This is a genomic window from Oceanobacillus indicireducens, assembly GCF_014647195.1.
Classification (GTDB): Bacteria; Bacillota; Bacilli; order Bacillales; family Amphibacillaceae; genus Oceanobacillus; species Oceanobacillus indicireducens.
In genome coordinates, this window is the sequence record NZ_BMOS01000017.1 from 57,347 (window position 1) to 70,932 (window position 13,586).

The window sequence follows — 13,586 nt, forward strand, 5'->3', positions numbered from 1 at the left end:
ATGCACGTTCTATTCACGGGACATGGGGTCAGAGCATTTGTCCCAGTAAAAACTGGGACAGTTGCTCTGACCCCACTGTCCCAGTCTAGATATTATTTTTCTTTTTTCGAGAGGCGGATTGCTTTTGTGAAGTCTTTGAGGGAGCCTGTTCTTCCGTACATGAGTACGCCGCCTTTATATACTCGTGCTCCTATTAGACCAAGGATAATGATTGAGATGATTAATATCACAATGGATAAGCCGATTTCCCAAATTGGCAGACTCAGCATCCCAATTCGCAAAATCATGACCATTGGAGTAAAAAACGGAATAAAGGATGAGATCGTTACGATTGTCGATTCTGGAGCTCCCAGTCCAAAGATAGCAACAAGAAATGCAATAACAATAAGAATAATCATCGGCATGATCAACTGACCAACATCTTCCGACCGACTTACGAGTGAACCGAGCATCGCTGCCAAGGTTGCGTATAACATATAGCCAAGTAAAAAGAAAATAATTGCATAAATAATCAGATCCACCGGAATATCAACTAACCCGACCTCATCAAGGAAACTTCCGGCGAGTTCCTCTTTCCTGCTGCTAATGAGCGTGTAACCAACACCGACTAGCAACAAGATCTGTGTTAAACCAACTAGCGCAACTCCAAATATTTTGGCAAACATATGGGTCACCGGTGACGCACTTGAGATTAAAATTTCCATTACCCGAGATGATTTCTCATTCGCAACGTCTTGGGCAATCATTTGACCGTACAAGATGACAACCATATACATAAAGAAAACCATGACATAGACAATGCCTTGTGCTTGGAACATTTCCTCCAATGTTTTAGCATCCTGGTCGAGCGCCACCGATTCAAAATTCACCGGAGCGTAAATCTCTTGAATCACTTGTTCATCAAAGCCAGCTTGCTCAATCGATAGCGCAACTTTTATCTGTTGCAATTGCTCCTCAAGGACGGATTGCGTGAACGAATCGGTAATATTATTCGCATAATAGGTCGCTTCTGGCCTGCCCTCTTCATTCATTTGCATAACGACGAGAGCGGCAAATTCCTCTTCTTCGACAGCTGCTTTCCCCGCATCCTCCGAGTCGTCGTAAGGAATCAGCTCCAATGAATCGTTTGCCGCCTCGACACTTTGCTTATACGGCTCAAACAGTGTATCCGAATGGTCGATGACAGCAATTTTGTCCTTTTCATCTTCGCCACCTACAAAAAAGTCTGCAATCGTTTGAAAGTTAGCCGCAGCAACAACGAGTAGCAGCATAAGGGCTGTCGTAATAATAAAAGTTTTTGATTTCAACTTTTCCAAATATGTATGGCCTAAAATAACCCAAAATTTATTCATATGACGAACCCACCTTTTCTATAAAGATGTCATTTAACGATGGCTCTTCCAACTCAAACTTGCGGATGAATCCTTTACCTTGTAATTCCTTAAAAATATCTTGTGACACAGCCTCATTTAAAATCTGTAAGTCACAACCTTCATTCATCCTTCGATACTTTACAACTCCTGGAAATTCCCTTAAAAAGTCAAGTGGAAAATCGCCATGAATTCGTAAATTTTTCTTGCCAAATGATCGTTTAATTTCGCGTAACGATCCTTGAACGACTGGTCTTCCTTTTTGTAAAATGCAAAGGAATTGGCACAACTCTTCTACATGTGACATCTGATGGGACGAGAATACGATCGTCGTTCCTTGTTCTTTCAAATCCAAGACAGCTTCTTTCAACATTTCTACATTAATTGGATCCAGCCCAGAGAATGGCTCGTCTAAAATAAGCAATTCCGGGCGATGGATAACCGCTGAGATGAATTGAATCTTCTGCTGGTTCCCTTTCGAAAGCTCCTCTATTTTCTTATTCATATATTCCGGTACTTTAAAACGCTCTAACCATTTTTCAAGCTCTTGCAGAATTGCTTTCTTCTCCATTCCACGAAGCCTTGCTAAATACACGAGTTGGTTTTTCACAGTTAATTTCGGGTAAAGTCCACGTTCTTCCGGTAAATACCCAATCAGATTACTCGTCTCATAATCAATCGCTTTCCCGTTCCACGTTATTTTTCCCTCCGTCTTATCTAATAATCCAAGCAACATTCGGAACGTCGTTGTTTTCCCCGCACCATTTCCCCCAAGAAATCCGAATATCTCTTCTTTCGGTATTCTTAAATTCAATTGATCGACGGCAGTAAATTCACCAAATCGTTTCGTAACATGATCAATAATTAGTGCCATTCTTCCATCCCCTCCCTTTCTAATACTACGGCTTTCCTTAGTAAATGGTTTCGTTTATTTTTCGACCGCGATTATTTTCGCATAATTTCGAGTTATGAATTATAATGAAAGCAATAAACAGAGAGGAGCATTACATATGAGAGAATACTTTCTGACCGTATTCAATCCAGACGGGGAAAAATTGCTCGATGAAGCATTTACAGCGGAAAACGATGAACAGGCAAAGAAAATTGGTGAAGAAAAACTTGCGGAACATAATTATTCCGAGCACACTCACCGTTGCGTCACCCCCGAAGCGAAACTAATCTTATTCCACCGCTAGTATCAAAGGGGTAGACGGCGTTGCTACCATTAGAAGTTCATTTTTATTTTATAGTTTCCTACCCATATAAAAAAACTCACAGATATTATTTCTGTGAGTTTTTTATATGCTTACTGTTCATCTTGATTAAAGCCATAAACTTCCTCTAATGGTTTTGTAATAATCGAGCTAATATCGCCGATAATAACATTTAAACGCTGCTCTTCTTCCATAAGTTTAGCGATTGTCGGATTATCCTGTACAAGCTCAACTACATTCCGGGCTTTTTCTACTTCTTCATCTGTAATATCCAAGCCTTGCATTTGTTTCTCCTGTAAATTCAACTGGGTATCCCGGAAACTTTCAAACATTTGCTTAGACTCCGGATCATTCATTACTGCTTCATAAGCTGATTTTAAGTTTTGGAAATCAGTGCTTTCTCGAATTGCTTTTTCCAAATGATAAGCATGATCATAAATATTTGACATCATAAAGCCTCCCAAAAGTAAGATAGCCTTACTATATCAAATGAATTGGAGAATGTATACCATGAACTTATGTAAGATTTCTAAAATGGAAGTGGGCAAGCATCACTGCCTGCCCACTATTTATTTGCTTTTGTTATTGTCCGCCACCACTAAGCTGTTGCTGCGCAGTACGAACTAGACGTTTTGTAATTTCTCCACCAACGGAACCGTTAGCACGAGAAGTTGTGTCTGCTCCTAGATTAACACCAAACTCTTGAGCAATTTCAACTTTCATTTGATCAAGTGCTTGTTGTACACCAGGAACTACTAATTGGTTTGAGTTATTGTTAGCCATTGGACTTTCACCTCCTTCTGTAATCCTATTGTCAGCTAAAACAACTAAACTTATGACAAAAATTCACTGGTAAAATGTAGCTATGATTCCAGTTCGCTGTAAACAGTATTACAGACCGTTAATACGTGATAAAAAACGACCCCGCTTCATCCTGTGAAGCAGAGCCGTTTCATAAGCATTAAACTTATTTTGGGTGTGTCATTTCTTCCGGTACAACATATTTATCAAATTCTTCTTCCGTTAATAATCCTAATTTAACTGCTGTTTCTTTCAAAGTTGAATTCTCTTCAAAAGCAGTCTTAGCTATTTTCGCTGCATTTTCATAGCCAATATGCGGGTTTAATGCCGTAACAAGCATCAACGACTCATTTAAATGCTTATCAATCACTTCATGATTTGGCTCGATGCCAATAGCACAACGGTCATTGAATGATATTATACTGTCAGCCAACAGCCCGGCAGATTGTAAGAAGTTATAAGCTATCACTGGTTTATAGACATTAAGTTCAAAGTTTCCTTGGCTTGCAGCAAAGCCTACCGCTGCGTCATTCCCCATTACTTGAGCAGCGACCATTGTTACTGCTTCGCTTTGGGTCGGGTTCACTTTACCTGGCATAATCGAGCTTCCTGGTTCATTTGATGGAATCGTTATTTCACCAAGACCCGAACGCGGACCGCTTGCGAGCCAGCGCACATCATTTGCAATCTTCATCATATCTGCTGCAAGCGCTTTTAAAGCACCATGTGCAAATACGGTTTCATCATAGCTTGTTAAAGAATGAAATTTATTTTTTGCAGTTACGAAATCTTTCCCTGTATAGTCACTAATTTGTTTTGCAACCCGTTCAGCAAATTCCGGATGAGCATTCAGTCCGGTACCTACTGCTGTTCCGCCAAGTGCCAATTCTTTTAATTCCGGAATACTGCTCTTGATCATACTTTCTACTTTTTCAAGCATTCGATGCCAGCCACTAATTTCCTGCCCGAGCGTCAGTGGTGTCGCATCCTGTAAGTGCGTACGCCCAATTTTTACAATATCGGCAAATGCATCAGCTTTCTCTTTCAATGTCTTTTTCAGTACGTCTACAGCCGGTAATACATGATCCTCAAGCTTTAAAACAAAGGCAATATGCATCGCCGTTGGGTATGTATCATTTGAGCTTTGGGATTTGTTAACATCATCATTTGGGTGAAGACGTAAATCACTTCCCTCTTGCTCCAGCCACTCGTTACCAATAAAACTAAGTACCTCATTTACGTTCATATTCGATTGAGTACCGCTTCCAGTTTGCCAGACGACTAATGGAAAGTGTTCATCAACACGACCCGCCAATACTTCATCTGCTGCATATTCAATTGCATCTGCCTTTTTTTCATCTAGCAGCCCGAGTGCACTATTCACTTTAGCTGCACTCTTTTTCAATACAGCAAAAGCTTGAATAATTTCTTTCGGCATCTTTTCTGTACCAATTGGAAAGTTCTGCTTACTCCTTTGCGTTTGTGCTCCCCAGAATTTATCTGCAGGAACCTTAATTTCCCCTATTGTATCTTTCTCCAAACGATAATCCAATTCGAGTTCCTCCCTGTATTATGATGATACCTCCTATATTGTATCAAATTTTTGCCGGAAACTACACTTCTTTACTTTCCCGGTTCCTTGAGCGTCAATTGACACAAATTTGTACTACTACGGGGGTGATACGGTGGAATTTTACTATATACTATATAAAAGATAAACGATTATTTGAACAAAGGCGGAAGCGCCCTTACAGGCTAAAAACGCGATCGTCTTCGCAACGCCTGGGACTGCGATTACTCGTCCCACCGAAGAGCGTTTGTACTAGCACATCCTGTGCGTCCTAGCAACGTACACTTCGGGATGAGCTGGGTGCTGGAGCCGGACGTGGCTAGACTTAGATATCTAAGTTATCACAGCATTTTTATTTTATAATTTCTTATTACTAATAAAAAGGAGGAAATCACGATGCCAAATATATGGACGCATATTCTCTTTTGTGAAGATGTGATTGATACAGTTGGAAAATTACATCCATTTTCACAGCAGATTGAGAATTATATGAGATTAGGTGCTCAAGGGCCAGATCCTTTTTTCTATTATAACTTTTGGCCGTGGGCAAAGGATGAACCGGTTCATCAAGTAGGCACATCCTTGCATACGAGTCAGTGTGGACCATTCCTCCTCGATATGATTGCAGCCGCTAAAAATAAATCCAAAGAGGTAAAAGCGTTTGTTATCGGCTTTGTCACCCATCATGTACTTGATCGTAATACACACCCATACATCCATTTCCGTGCTGGTTATGAAGGTAATGACCACCAACGATTAGAGATTCAAATCGATACACTGATGATGGATAAATACCATAATTTAAAAACATGGAAAACTCCTGTCTATAAAGAAATTGATATTGGAAGAAAGCTCGACTCCCGGATTACAAGGCTGTTAGCAGCACTAATCAATAAAAACTATCCGAGCTTAAGAAGAGATGATGATACTTATATTCAAAAAGCTTACCGGGATATGCTGCTCGCATTAAAAATATTGTCAGATCCTTCTGGCATTAAAAATAAATTACTTGGAAACTTGATTTCCGCTTATTCCCATCAGCCAATTCATAATAATGTCGATTATTTAAATTTAAATCATACGACATGGTTCCACCCTGCAACGAAGGAACCGTCTAATAAAAGTTTTATTGAACTTTATAATGAAAGCCGTGTGGAAGGTATCGATATTGTAACGGAAGTGTTGAATTACTGGGAAAAGGGTGCTTCTTATTCTATGGAAAAACTGAAAGGCTTAATCGGAAATATTTCCTACGATACAGGAAAACCCCTCGAACTCGGATTGGTAAATAAATATAGCGAACCGATTGTGTAGAACCAAAAAAAGACCGAAAACCAAAGTCCCAGTCCTTTTGCTTTCATACAGCGTAAATGCAACCTTCTCTTGGAGGTCCGCAGTCCAGACACCTCTCGCTTTCCGCAGGCGGCTGGTGAGCCTCCTCGCAGGCAAGCCTGCTGCGGGGTCTCACCAAGCCTATCCTCCCGCAGGAGTCTCGAGGTGTCTGGACTGCTCCGAGGAAAGGTCGAATTTGAATTACTGTTTAATGTTCTGGAAAAGTATACTCCTTATCGTGATGGAATAATTTCTAATTGAAATAACCATCTTACCAGTTCAGTTACCCGGTGGACGGTGACTCCTGCGGGAAAAGCACGAGTCTGGAGACCCCGCAGGGCGGTAGCCCGAGGAGGCTCCAGCTGTGCCCGCGGAAAGCATCCGTCCACCGGGCAACTGAACGGCGATTAGAGCGCCTTAATTAGTGAAAGAGCAGACACTTACGCTGTATGAAAGTAGCAGTAATTTGATTAGATTATTCGTTCTGATATTTTAGATGTGAAAGTTGTCATTTGGGTTTTACTTCTACTTTGCCTTCCAGTCCTATTTACCGCCTCGCTTCTTGAATGCCTTTCTCTACATCGACAAAACGTAATAAAATAATCCCCGCTATAAAGAAGAAGATGAGGGAAAGGATACCATAGCGGCTGTTGCCTGTGATTTGTCCAATGAAAGCAAAGAGAAACGGTCCGAAAATAGCAGCAAATTTGGAAGAAATCCCATAAAAACCAAAGAATTCTGCATGTTTATTTTTCGGAATCATCCGGCCAAAGATAGACCTGCTAAGGGATTGTGCACCACCTTGCACCATTCCAACAGCGATTGCTAAAGCATAGAAATGAAATGCTGAAGTCATAAAGTAGCCGAGAACAGTAATCACCATATACGTGGCAAGTGTAATATATAATGCTCTTTTTGCCGTAATTTTTGATGCGAGCCAGCCGAAGAAAAAGGTAAAAGGGATCCCAACAAACTGTGTAATTAATAACGCAACAATCAGATCATTACCGGCAATTCCGATCTCAGCCCCATAAATCGTCGCCATCCGCATAATCGTAGAAATCCCATCATTATATAACCAAAAGGCAAGCAAGAAAATCAAAACTTGCTTATACTGCCTTATTTGCTTGAATGTATCTCCTACTCGGGAAAATCCAATGGCAATATACGATTTATTCTTTTTTACAAAAACCTTCTTCTCTTCTTTAATATTCTTGAATAATGGAATAGAAAATAATAGCCACCAAATACCGACCGAAGCAAAGGATAGTTGTGTCGCGATAACTGTATCTTTTAATCCGAACCAGTGCGGATTCAATATCATTAAAATATTTATTGTGAGGAGAATGCCCCCACCTATGTAACCATAGGCAAATCCACCGGAAGATACCCGGTCCATTTCCTCTTTTTCCGCTACTTCAGGCAGGAAACCATCATAAAATATATTCCCGCCGGAAAAACCAATTGATCCGACAATAAACAGGACGGAGGCAAGTATATAATCGCCTTCTCCTACGAATGCTAATAAAATACTTGCGATTATTCCCATGAAAGCAAAAAATTGCAGGAATTTCTTTTTCGCTGCGGAAAAGTCACTAATTGCGCCTAATATCGGGGCTAGAACTGCTATTATGAGAACTGAAATAGACTGGGAATAACCCCAATAGCTTGTTGCAACTCCCTCATCAAGTCCACTTGCGGCTACATTTGAATAGTAGACAGGTAGTACTGCTGCCATAATGGTTGTCGCAAATGCGGAGTTACCAAAGTCGTACATCATCCAGCTTCTTTGTAATTTCTTTTTATTTTCCACCCAATCCCCCCTTTGCCACAAGCATAGCAAAGATTTTACTAACTCGGGTTTCACTCAGCAAAAAGTTTACAATCATTTAACCTAAGCTAATGATTGTAAACTTTTGCTGTTATTCCCAAAGATATTGTTTATATTGTGCACTTAGTTCTTCAAATGCTTTAATATCGTTCGTTTCCAGGGCGTTATTGATTGCTTCTTCCAGTTTCGCACGATTGTATTCAAAACATATTACATCCAAATTTAATCTAGCTTGCAAACGGATCTCAAAAGGTATTTCTTTTTTAGCTTGGACTGGCTTTCCACTGTATCTGAAAAAATGCAGAGAGACTTTTTCTTTTTTCATTGGAATGGCCCCCTTTACTCTTTCTCCCATTATCCTAAATTTTCCGAATAAAAGCAACACATTTGTTTTGTTTACTACACGAAACTTCCTTCCGGTTAGCCAAGAGTGATAGCTTCGTGCGTTTCTTTTTCTCTGGACCCACACGAATCCCATTTGGTAAACTATTGAAACCAGACATAATGGAGGACAACTTAATGAATCATGCAGATAATTTAAGACTTGCTGAAAAAGGTGCTTGGATAAGCATTATCACATATCTTACACTTTCCATCATTAAATTATGGATCGCAACCTGGGGTAACTCACTTGCCTTACGCGCAGATGGTTTAAATAATACGACGGACGTCATTGCATCGATTGCGGTACTTATTGGTTTACGTATTTCCCAAAAACCGCCAGATGAAAACCACCGCTATGGACATTACCGCGCGGAGACGGTTGCCTCTCTTTTTGCAGCATTTATTATGATGTTTATTGGGATTCAAGTAATTTATGACACGGTAAGGAAATTTATAACCTTTGAGGTGGAGGAACCGAGCATGCTTACTGCTTGGACAGCATTAGGGTCCGCCGTCATCATGCTGATTGTTTACCTTTATAATTTGAGATTGTCAAAACGATTACACAGCCAAGCATTATTTTCTGTTGCCCAGGATAACCGGTCAGATGCGCTTGTTAGTATTGGGGCATTTATCGGAATTATGGGGGCACAGTTCGGCATCTACTGGCTTGATCCACTCACTGGGACACTAGTTGGATTAATCATATGTAAGACTGCTTTTGATATTTTCAAGGATGCAACATTAACACTAACCGATGCATTCGATGAAGAAGAATTAGCACTGATTAAAAAGACAATTGCGGATGTATCAGAAGTGGAGAGAGTTGTGGATGTGAAGGGCAGGATCCATGGCAGTCAGGCATTACTTGAATTAACAATCCTTGTTGACGCCGATTTAACCGTGGAACATAGCCATAAAATCACAGAAAGAATTGAGAAATACTTAGCAAAAAAACATGGAGTCACCCATGCTCATATTCATCTTGAACCATTTTATGAAGGTTTAAAGGAGGACTCTGCAGAAAATCAACGCTCCTAAAATGCTTAACAAAAAGAGACTACCCTTTACTCCGGGTAGTCTCTATTCATTTTCTTAATTATTCTTTATCCTGATCCGTCAAGATTAGCGGGCCGTCCTTTGTAATAACGATTTGATGTTCGTATTGTGCGGAGCGACTTTGATCGACAGTGCGGGCGGTCCAATTATTGGAATCCATCTTACTTTCCCAAGCGCCCTCGTTAATCATCGGTTCGATCGTAATGACCATTCCTTCTTTCAGACGTAAACCTTTATTCGGTAATCCGAAATGAGGAACGTTTGGATCTTCATGGATTGTTGGTCCAATACCGTGTCCTGTAAAATCGCGGACAACAGAGAAACCTTCACCTTCCGCATACGTTTGGATTGCATGTCCTATATCACCAATCCGATTTCCAACTTGAGCTTGTTCTATCCCTTTATAAAGAGATTTCTTCGTGACATCCATTAACCGAAGTCCTGCTTCATCAACATTCCCAACAGCATATGTCCAAGCAGAATCAGCAAGTCCACCGTTTAAGTTAACAACCATATCAATCGTTACAATATCTCCATCCTCTAATTTCTCTTCCCGTGGGAAGCCGTGACAGATTTCATCATTAAGGGATGCACAAGTTGCATATGGATAGCCATTATAACCCTTTTGCTCTGGAGTTGCTCCATGTTTCCTCATAAACTCCTCCGCAAAAGCATCTATCTCCATCGTAGTAATTCCTGGTTTAATCATTTTTGCTATTTCCTTGTGACATTGTACAAGTATATCCGCTGCCGCTTGCATTTGCGCAATTTCACGAGCACTTTTTCTAGTTATCATTTATAGCCTACCTTTCCAATTTTCTATCTTCATTAAGTTTCCCATTTATTTTAAAGTTAGAATGAGCAAATTCAATTTCCATTCTCCAGTCTACCATAATTTTAATGATCTTTCAGTTCAGACGAAAGAGTTGGTGTGTATGAACAACCAATACCATGTGAAAACCGCATGCATCCTTTTGAATACATACGGCTTTTTTGTACCATCATTTATACAATTTCAGTTAACAATAATATCCTCCACAACCGTACCTAGGTCCACTGTATGCTGTTCCGATGATGATTAGCAGGATAAATAGTACAACAAGCAGTGCGAATCCTCCTGATGCGAATCTGCCATCTACTCGGCATTCTTTTTTGCTCATAGCATTCCCTCCCTATATTCTAGACTACAATAATGTATGCATGCCTATAGAATATGGGAGGGCGAATGACTAATTTTTTTAGTCCCTATGTTCAGATATAATCATTAATATAATAAATCTCACCGTTCCTCACATCTTCGTCCGTAATAATATCGATAAGGACACCGGCCACGAGATCGGTTTGCCTTAATGAGTTGTTTACTTTATAGTCTTTAAACTTTTCAATTTCAGCGAACTGATCCTTCGTGGATGAACGGATTTCTGTCTGCATGTCTGTATCCATAATTCCAGGACTAAATGCAATGATTCGATTACCTGTCTTCAATTCTTCTTGCTCAAGGGCAACTGTTCTCGTGTACATGTTCAGACTTGCTTTTGTTGAGCAATAGGCACTCCAGCCAAAAATTGGATTATCAGCCGCTCCAGAGCTCACGTTTGCAATAACGAGCGGTATTTCGAGTTCCTTCTGCTTTTTTAAAAAATAATTCGTAAGGACCATTGGAGCAATCGAGTTGATCATCACGTGGTCAATCAGTTCCTTACTCTTTAAATACTGCGACTGATCAATCGGATGGACAACTCCGGCATTATTTAATATAAAGATCGTGTCAATTTCCTGTTCCGCATCTTTCACCTTTATCTCTTCCTCGATAAGTCGGGCCGTTTCTTCGAGTTGTGGAATATCGGATACATCACAAGCAAAATGCCGATAAAACTGATTATTTTCTTTAGCAGTTGTCGGTAAGCGCCTATTCTCCGACCGGGAAATACCAATTACATCTATCCCCGATTCCAAAAGAAGATTTGCAAGTGAAGCTCCTAGACCTCTGGAAACTCCTGTAATAACTGCAAGTTTCGCCAACTTTATTCCCCCTTATAAAAACAATTCCTTATTGTTCTTTCACTTTCCGCCAATAGTACACAAGTGTTTCCATCCCTTTATCAAAACTATCGAGCGGGAAGCTTTCATTTGGTGAATGGAGACGGTCCTCCGGTGTCCCGAAACCAAGTAAAACAATTGGCATACCATAGATTGCGTCAATCCATTCTACAACTGGAATAGACCCGCCCATGCGAACGTATACAGTTTCTTTTCCAAATGCTTTTGTATAACTTTCAGCAGCCTTCTGAATGAGCGGATGATCTGGTGCTACTTTATATGCTTTCGATGAGAGTTTTTCCTTTTTCACTTCCACCGTTACCCCACTTGGTGCATGTTTATATACATGGTCCTCAAGTAATTGCTGAATCTTTTCCGGATCCTGACCTGGAACAAGTCGGCACGTTATTTTCGCGGTAGCATCCGTTGGAATAATCGTTTTCGTTCCTTCTCCCTGATAACCACCGTATATCCCATTCACTTCAAATGTCGGGCGTCCCATCGTATGCTCCTGGGGTGTATAACCTTTTTCAGAAACCGTTTTAGGAATTCCAGTTGACTCTACAAAGTCTTCACTAGGTGCTTTTTTAATTAGTTCCCGTTCTTCTTGTGTCAATGGTTCGACGTCATCGTAAAAACCATCTACTGTAATTACTTCGTCTTCATTCTTCATTGATGCCAGTATATGACTAAGAGCCATGATCGGGTTCCGAGCCGCTCCCCCGTACATCCCAGAATGCAAGTCATGATCTGGTCCAGTCACTGTTATTTCAATCCCAGTAAAGCCTTTCAGACCGTATAGAATTGTTGGCTGATTTTTCGCAATCATTCCAGAATCTGAAATTACGGCAAAATCAGCTTGGAATTTCTCTTTTTGTTCCTGTAGAATCTCATAAAGATTCTCACTGCCAATTTCCTCTTCGCCTTCGATACATACTTTAATGTTTACTGGCAGCACTCCTTCTGTTTTCAAATAAGCTTCGAAAACAGCAAGATGCATGAAAACTTGTCCTTTATCATCACTTGAGCCACGAGCATAAAGCCTGCCGTCACGAACTTCCGGCTGAAATGGGTCACTTTTCCACTGTTCAATCGGATCAACCGGTTGAACATCATAATGACCATAAAAAAGCACAGTCGGAGCATCGGGCCCTGCTCCGTTATACTCACCATAGACTAGTGGGTGACCGGAAGTTTTCTGTTTTATAACCTGTTCAAAGTTTAGTTCCTCCAAGTAATCGACTAAGAAGTCTGCTGCTTTTTCCACATCTTGTTTATATGTAGAGTCTGTGCTTACACTTGGAATCGATAAAAAATCGTTCAATTTCTTAAGTAAGGCTTCCCTGTTTTCTTTTAAGTATTGAATTACCTTTTCGCTCATTTCATTTTCCTCCTTTAAAGGGTGGCAGGTGTGAGCATTTGGGCAAATGCTCACACCGCGATCCTGATTTAAAATATTTCATGCCATTCATTTCTTTTTTCCAGCATTTTTTCTGCGATTTCTTTTGCGCCTTCTAGGCTGTGGCTTGCTGCCCAGCCGCATTGGACTTCGTTGCATGCTGGTACTTCGTCAGCTTTCAAGACGTCTTTCAATGTTTTTTCCATGACATCCATAACTTTTTCATCTGTCGTGTTATTAATAATTGATAAGTAAAAACCTGTTTGGCATCCCATTGGGCTTAAATCAAGCACGTTTGGCTCATGGTTTCTTATATTTTCTGCCATGAGATGCTCTAGGGAATGAAGCCCGGGCATATCCATATGTTCCTTATTTGGTTGTTTAAACCGGATATCATATTTATAAACTTTATCGCCTTTTTCCCCTTTTGTTACGCCTGCGAGTCGGATATATGGTGCCTTTACCTTCGTATGATCGAGATTAAAGCTTTCTACATTCATTTTCTTTACCATTCATATCTCTCCCTCTGCAATCTTGTACGTATTGTCAAAAGTTCTTTAGTAAAAACCTGTGTTTTTGTTGTTTT

Annotated in this window: 15 protein-coding genes; 3 read left to right on the forward strand and 12 right to left on the reverse strand. The window is 40.3% G+C overall.

All coding sequences use genetic code 11. The features are described 5' to 3' along the window. Positions 1 to 92 precede the first annotated feature (92 nt). Positions 93 to 1,352: an ABC transporter permease gene (locus tag IEX94_RS12335; RefSeq protein WP_188857833.1), complete on the reverse strand. Its 1,260-nt coding sequence runs from the start codon at positions 1,350 to 1,352 to the stop codon at positions 93 to 95. Next, positions 1,345 to 2,244, reverse strand: a complete 900-nt coding sequence (locus tag IEX94_RS12340) for an ABC transporter ATP-binding protein (RefSeq protein ID WP_188857835.1) — start codon at positions 2,242 to 2,244, stop codon at positions 1,345 to 1,347. The genes IEX94_RS12335 and IEX94_RS12340 overlap by 8 nt, the downstream gene beginning before the upstream one ends. 136 nt (positions 2,245 to 2,380) lie before the next feature. Between IEX94_RS12340 and IEX94_RS12345 the strand changes: the two genes are divergently transcribed. Continuing rightward, positions 2,381 to 2,566: a YhzD family protein gene (locus IEX94_RS12345; protein WP_156854662.1), complete on the forward strand. Its 186-nt coding sequence runs from the start codon at positions 2,381 to 2,383 to the stop codon at positions 2,564 to 2,566. 110 nt (positions 2,567 to 2,676) lie between these two features. Here IEX94_RS12345 and IEX94_RS12350 read toward each other — a convergent pair whose 3' ends face one another. From IEX94_RS12350 to fumC, 3 genes are all read right to left on the reverse strand, one after another. Next, positions 2,677 to 3,033 carry a YlbF/YmcA family competence regulator gene (locus IEX94_RS12350; protein ID WP_188857836.1) on the reverse strand — a complete coding sequence of 119 codons (357 nt, stop codon included), beginning with the start codon at positions 3,031 to 3,033 and terminating at the stop codon, positions 2,677 to 2,679. 133 nt (positions 3,034 to 3,166) lie between these two features. Beyond that, the gene (locus tag IEX94_RS12355; RefSeq protein WP_188857838.1) at positions 3,167 to 3,367 is read right to left on the reverse strand and encodes an alpha/beta-type small acid-soluble spore protein; all 201 of its coding nucleotides are present in this window, start codon (positions 3,365 to 3,367) and stop codon (positions 3,167 to 3,169) included. A gap of 184 nt (positions 3,368 to 3,551) precedes the next feature. Next, entirely contained in the window at positions 3,552 to 4,937 is a 1,386-nt protein-coding gene (gene fumC / locus IEX94_RS12360; RefSeq protein ID WP_188857840.1) for a class II fumarate hydratase, read from the reverse strand. Between the two features lie 414 nt (positions 4,938 to 5,351). Here fumC and IEX94_RS12365 point away from each other — a divergent pair, with 414 nt between their 5' ends. After that, positions 5,352 to 6,269: a zinc dependent phospholipase C family protein gene (locus IEX94_RS12365; RefSeq protein WP_188857842.1), complete on the forward strand. Its 918-nt coding sequence runs from the start codon at positions 5,352 to 5,354 to the stop codon at positions 6,267 to 6,269. A gap of 565 nt (positions 6,270 to 6,834) precedes the next feature. Here the strand turns inward: IEX94_RS12365 and IEX94_RS12370 are convergent. After that, positions 6,835 to 8,100 carry an MFS transporter gene (locus IEX94_RS12370; protein ID WP_229782703.1) on the reverse strand — a complete coding sequence of 422 codons (1,266 nt, stop codon included), beginning with the start codon at positions 8,098 to 8,100 and terminating at the stop codon, positions 6,835 to 6,837. A gap of 109 nt (positions 8,101 to 8,209) precedes the next feature. Continuing rightward, positions 8,210 to 8,443, reverse strand: coding sequence for an IDEAL domain-containing protein (locus IEX94_RS12375; RefSeq protein WP_188857844.1), 234 nt, complete (start codon positions 8,441 to 8,443; stop codon positions 8,210 to 8,212). A 194-nt stretch (positions 8,444 to 8,637) separates the two neighbouring features. On the opposite strand from IEX94_RS12375, the gene IEX94_RS12380 reads away from it, so the two are divergent. Then, the gene (locus IEX94_RS12380; RefSeq protein WP_188857846.1) at positions 8,638 to 9,543 is read left to right on the forward strand and encodes a cation diffusion facilitator family transporter; all 906 of its coding nucleotides are present in this window, start codon (positions 8,638 to 8,640) and stop codon (positions 9,541 to 9,543) included. 58 nt (positions 9,544 to 9,601) lie between these two features. Here the strand turns inward: IEX94_RS12380 and map are convergent, their stop codons facing one another. The 5 genes from map to IEX94_RS12405 form a co-directional block, all read right to left on the reverse strand. Next, a complete protein-coding gene (gene map / locus IEX94_RS12385; RefSeq protein ID WP_188857848.1) occupies positions 9,602 to 10,357 on the reverse strand; it encodes a type I methionyl aminopeptidase in 756 nt (251 codons plus the stop codon). A 223-nt stretch (positions 10,358 to 10,580) separates the two neighbouring features. Then, on the reverse strand, positions 10,581 to 10,721 hold the full coding sequence (locus IEX94_RS12390; RefSeq protein WP_188857850.1) for a YjcZ family sporulation protein: 141 nt from the start codon (positions 10,719 to 10,721) through the stop codon (positions 10,581 to 10,583). A gap of 91 nt (positions 10,722 to 10,812) precedes the next feature. After that, positions 10,813 to 11,583: a (S)-benzoin forming benzil reductase gene (locus tag IEX94_RS12395; RefSeq protein WP_188857852.1), complete on the reverse strand. Its 771-nt coding sequence runs from the start codon at positions 11,581 to 11,583 to the stop codon at positions 10,813 to 10,815. A gap of 28 nt (positions 11,584 to 11,611) precedes the next feature. After that, positions 11,612 to 12,982: a dipeptidase gene (locus IEX94_RS12400; RefSeq protein ID WP_188857853.1), complete on the reverse strand. Its 1,371-nt coding sequence runs from the start codon at positions 12,980 to 12,982 to the stop codon at positions 11,612 to 11,614. 68 nt (positions 12,983 to 13,050) lie between these two features. Then, positions 13,051 to 13,512: an S-ribosylhomocysteine lyase gene (locus IEX94_RS12405; RefSeq protein ID WP_188857854.1), complete on the reverse strand. Its 462-nt coding sequence runs from the start codon at positions 13,510 to 13,512 to the stop codon at positions 13,051 to 13,053. Positions 13,513 to 13,586: the final 74 nt, after the last annotated feature.

Bases quoted from the DNA above. Each gene is read 5' to 3' on its own strand.
- IEX94_RS12335 (WP_188857833.1), bottom strand. From the start codon at position 1,352: ATGAATAAATTTTGGGTTATTTTAGGCCATACATATTTGGAAAAGTTG.
- IEX94_RS12340 (WP_188857835.1), bottom strand. From the start codon at position 2,244: ATGGCACTAATTATTGATCATGTTACGAAACGATTTGGTGAATTTACT.
- IEX94_RS12345 (WP_156854662.1), top strand. From the start codon at position 2,381: ATGAGAGAATACTTTCTGACCGTATTCAATCCAGACGGGGAAAAATTG.
- IEX94_RS12350 (WP_188857836.1), bottom strand. From the start codon at position 3,033: ATGTCAAATATTTATGATCATGCTTATCATTTGGAAAAAGCAATTCGA.
- IEX94_RS12355 (WP_188857838.1), bottom strand. From the start codon at position 3,367: ATGGCTAACAATAACTCAAACCAATTAGTAGTTCCTGGTGTACAACAA.
- IEX94_RS12365 (WP_188857842.1), top strand. From the start codon at position 5,352: ATGCCAAATATATGGACGCATATTCTCTTTTGTGAAGATGTGATTGAT.
- IEX94_RS12375 (WP_188857844.1), bottom strand. From the start codon at position 8,443: ATGAAAAAAGAAAAAGTCTCTCTGCATTTTTTCAGATACAGTGGAAAG.
- IEX94_RS12380 (WP_188857846.1), top strand. From the start codon at position 8,638: ATGAATCATGCAGATAATTTAAGACTTGCTGAAAAAGGTGCTTGGATA.
- map (WP_188857848.1), bottom strand. From the start codon at position 10,357: ATGATAACTAGAAAAAGTGCTCGTGAAATTGCGCAAATGCAAGCGGCA.
- IEX94_RS12390 (WP_188857850.1), bottom strand. From the start codon at position 10,721: ATGAGCAAAAAAGAATGCCGAGTAGATGGCAGATTCGCATCAGGAGGA.
- IEX94_RS12400 (WP_188857853.1), bottom strand. From the start codon at position 12,982: ATGAGCGAAAAGGTAATTCAATACTTAAAAGAAAACAGGGAAGCCTTA.
- IEX94_RS12405 (WP_188857854.1), bottom strand. From the start codon at position 13,512: ATGGTAAAGAAAATGAATGTAGAAAGCTTTAATCTCGATCATACGAAG.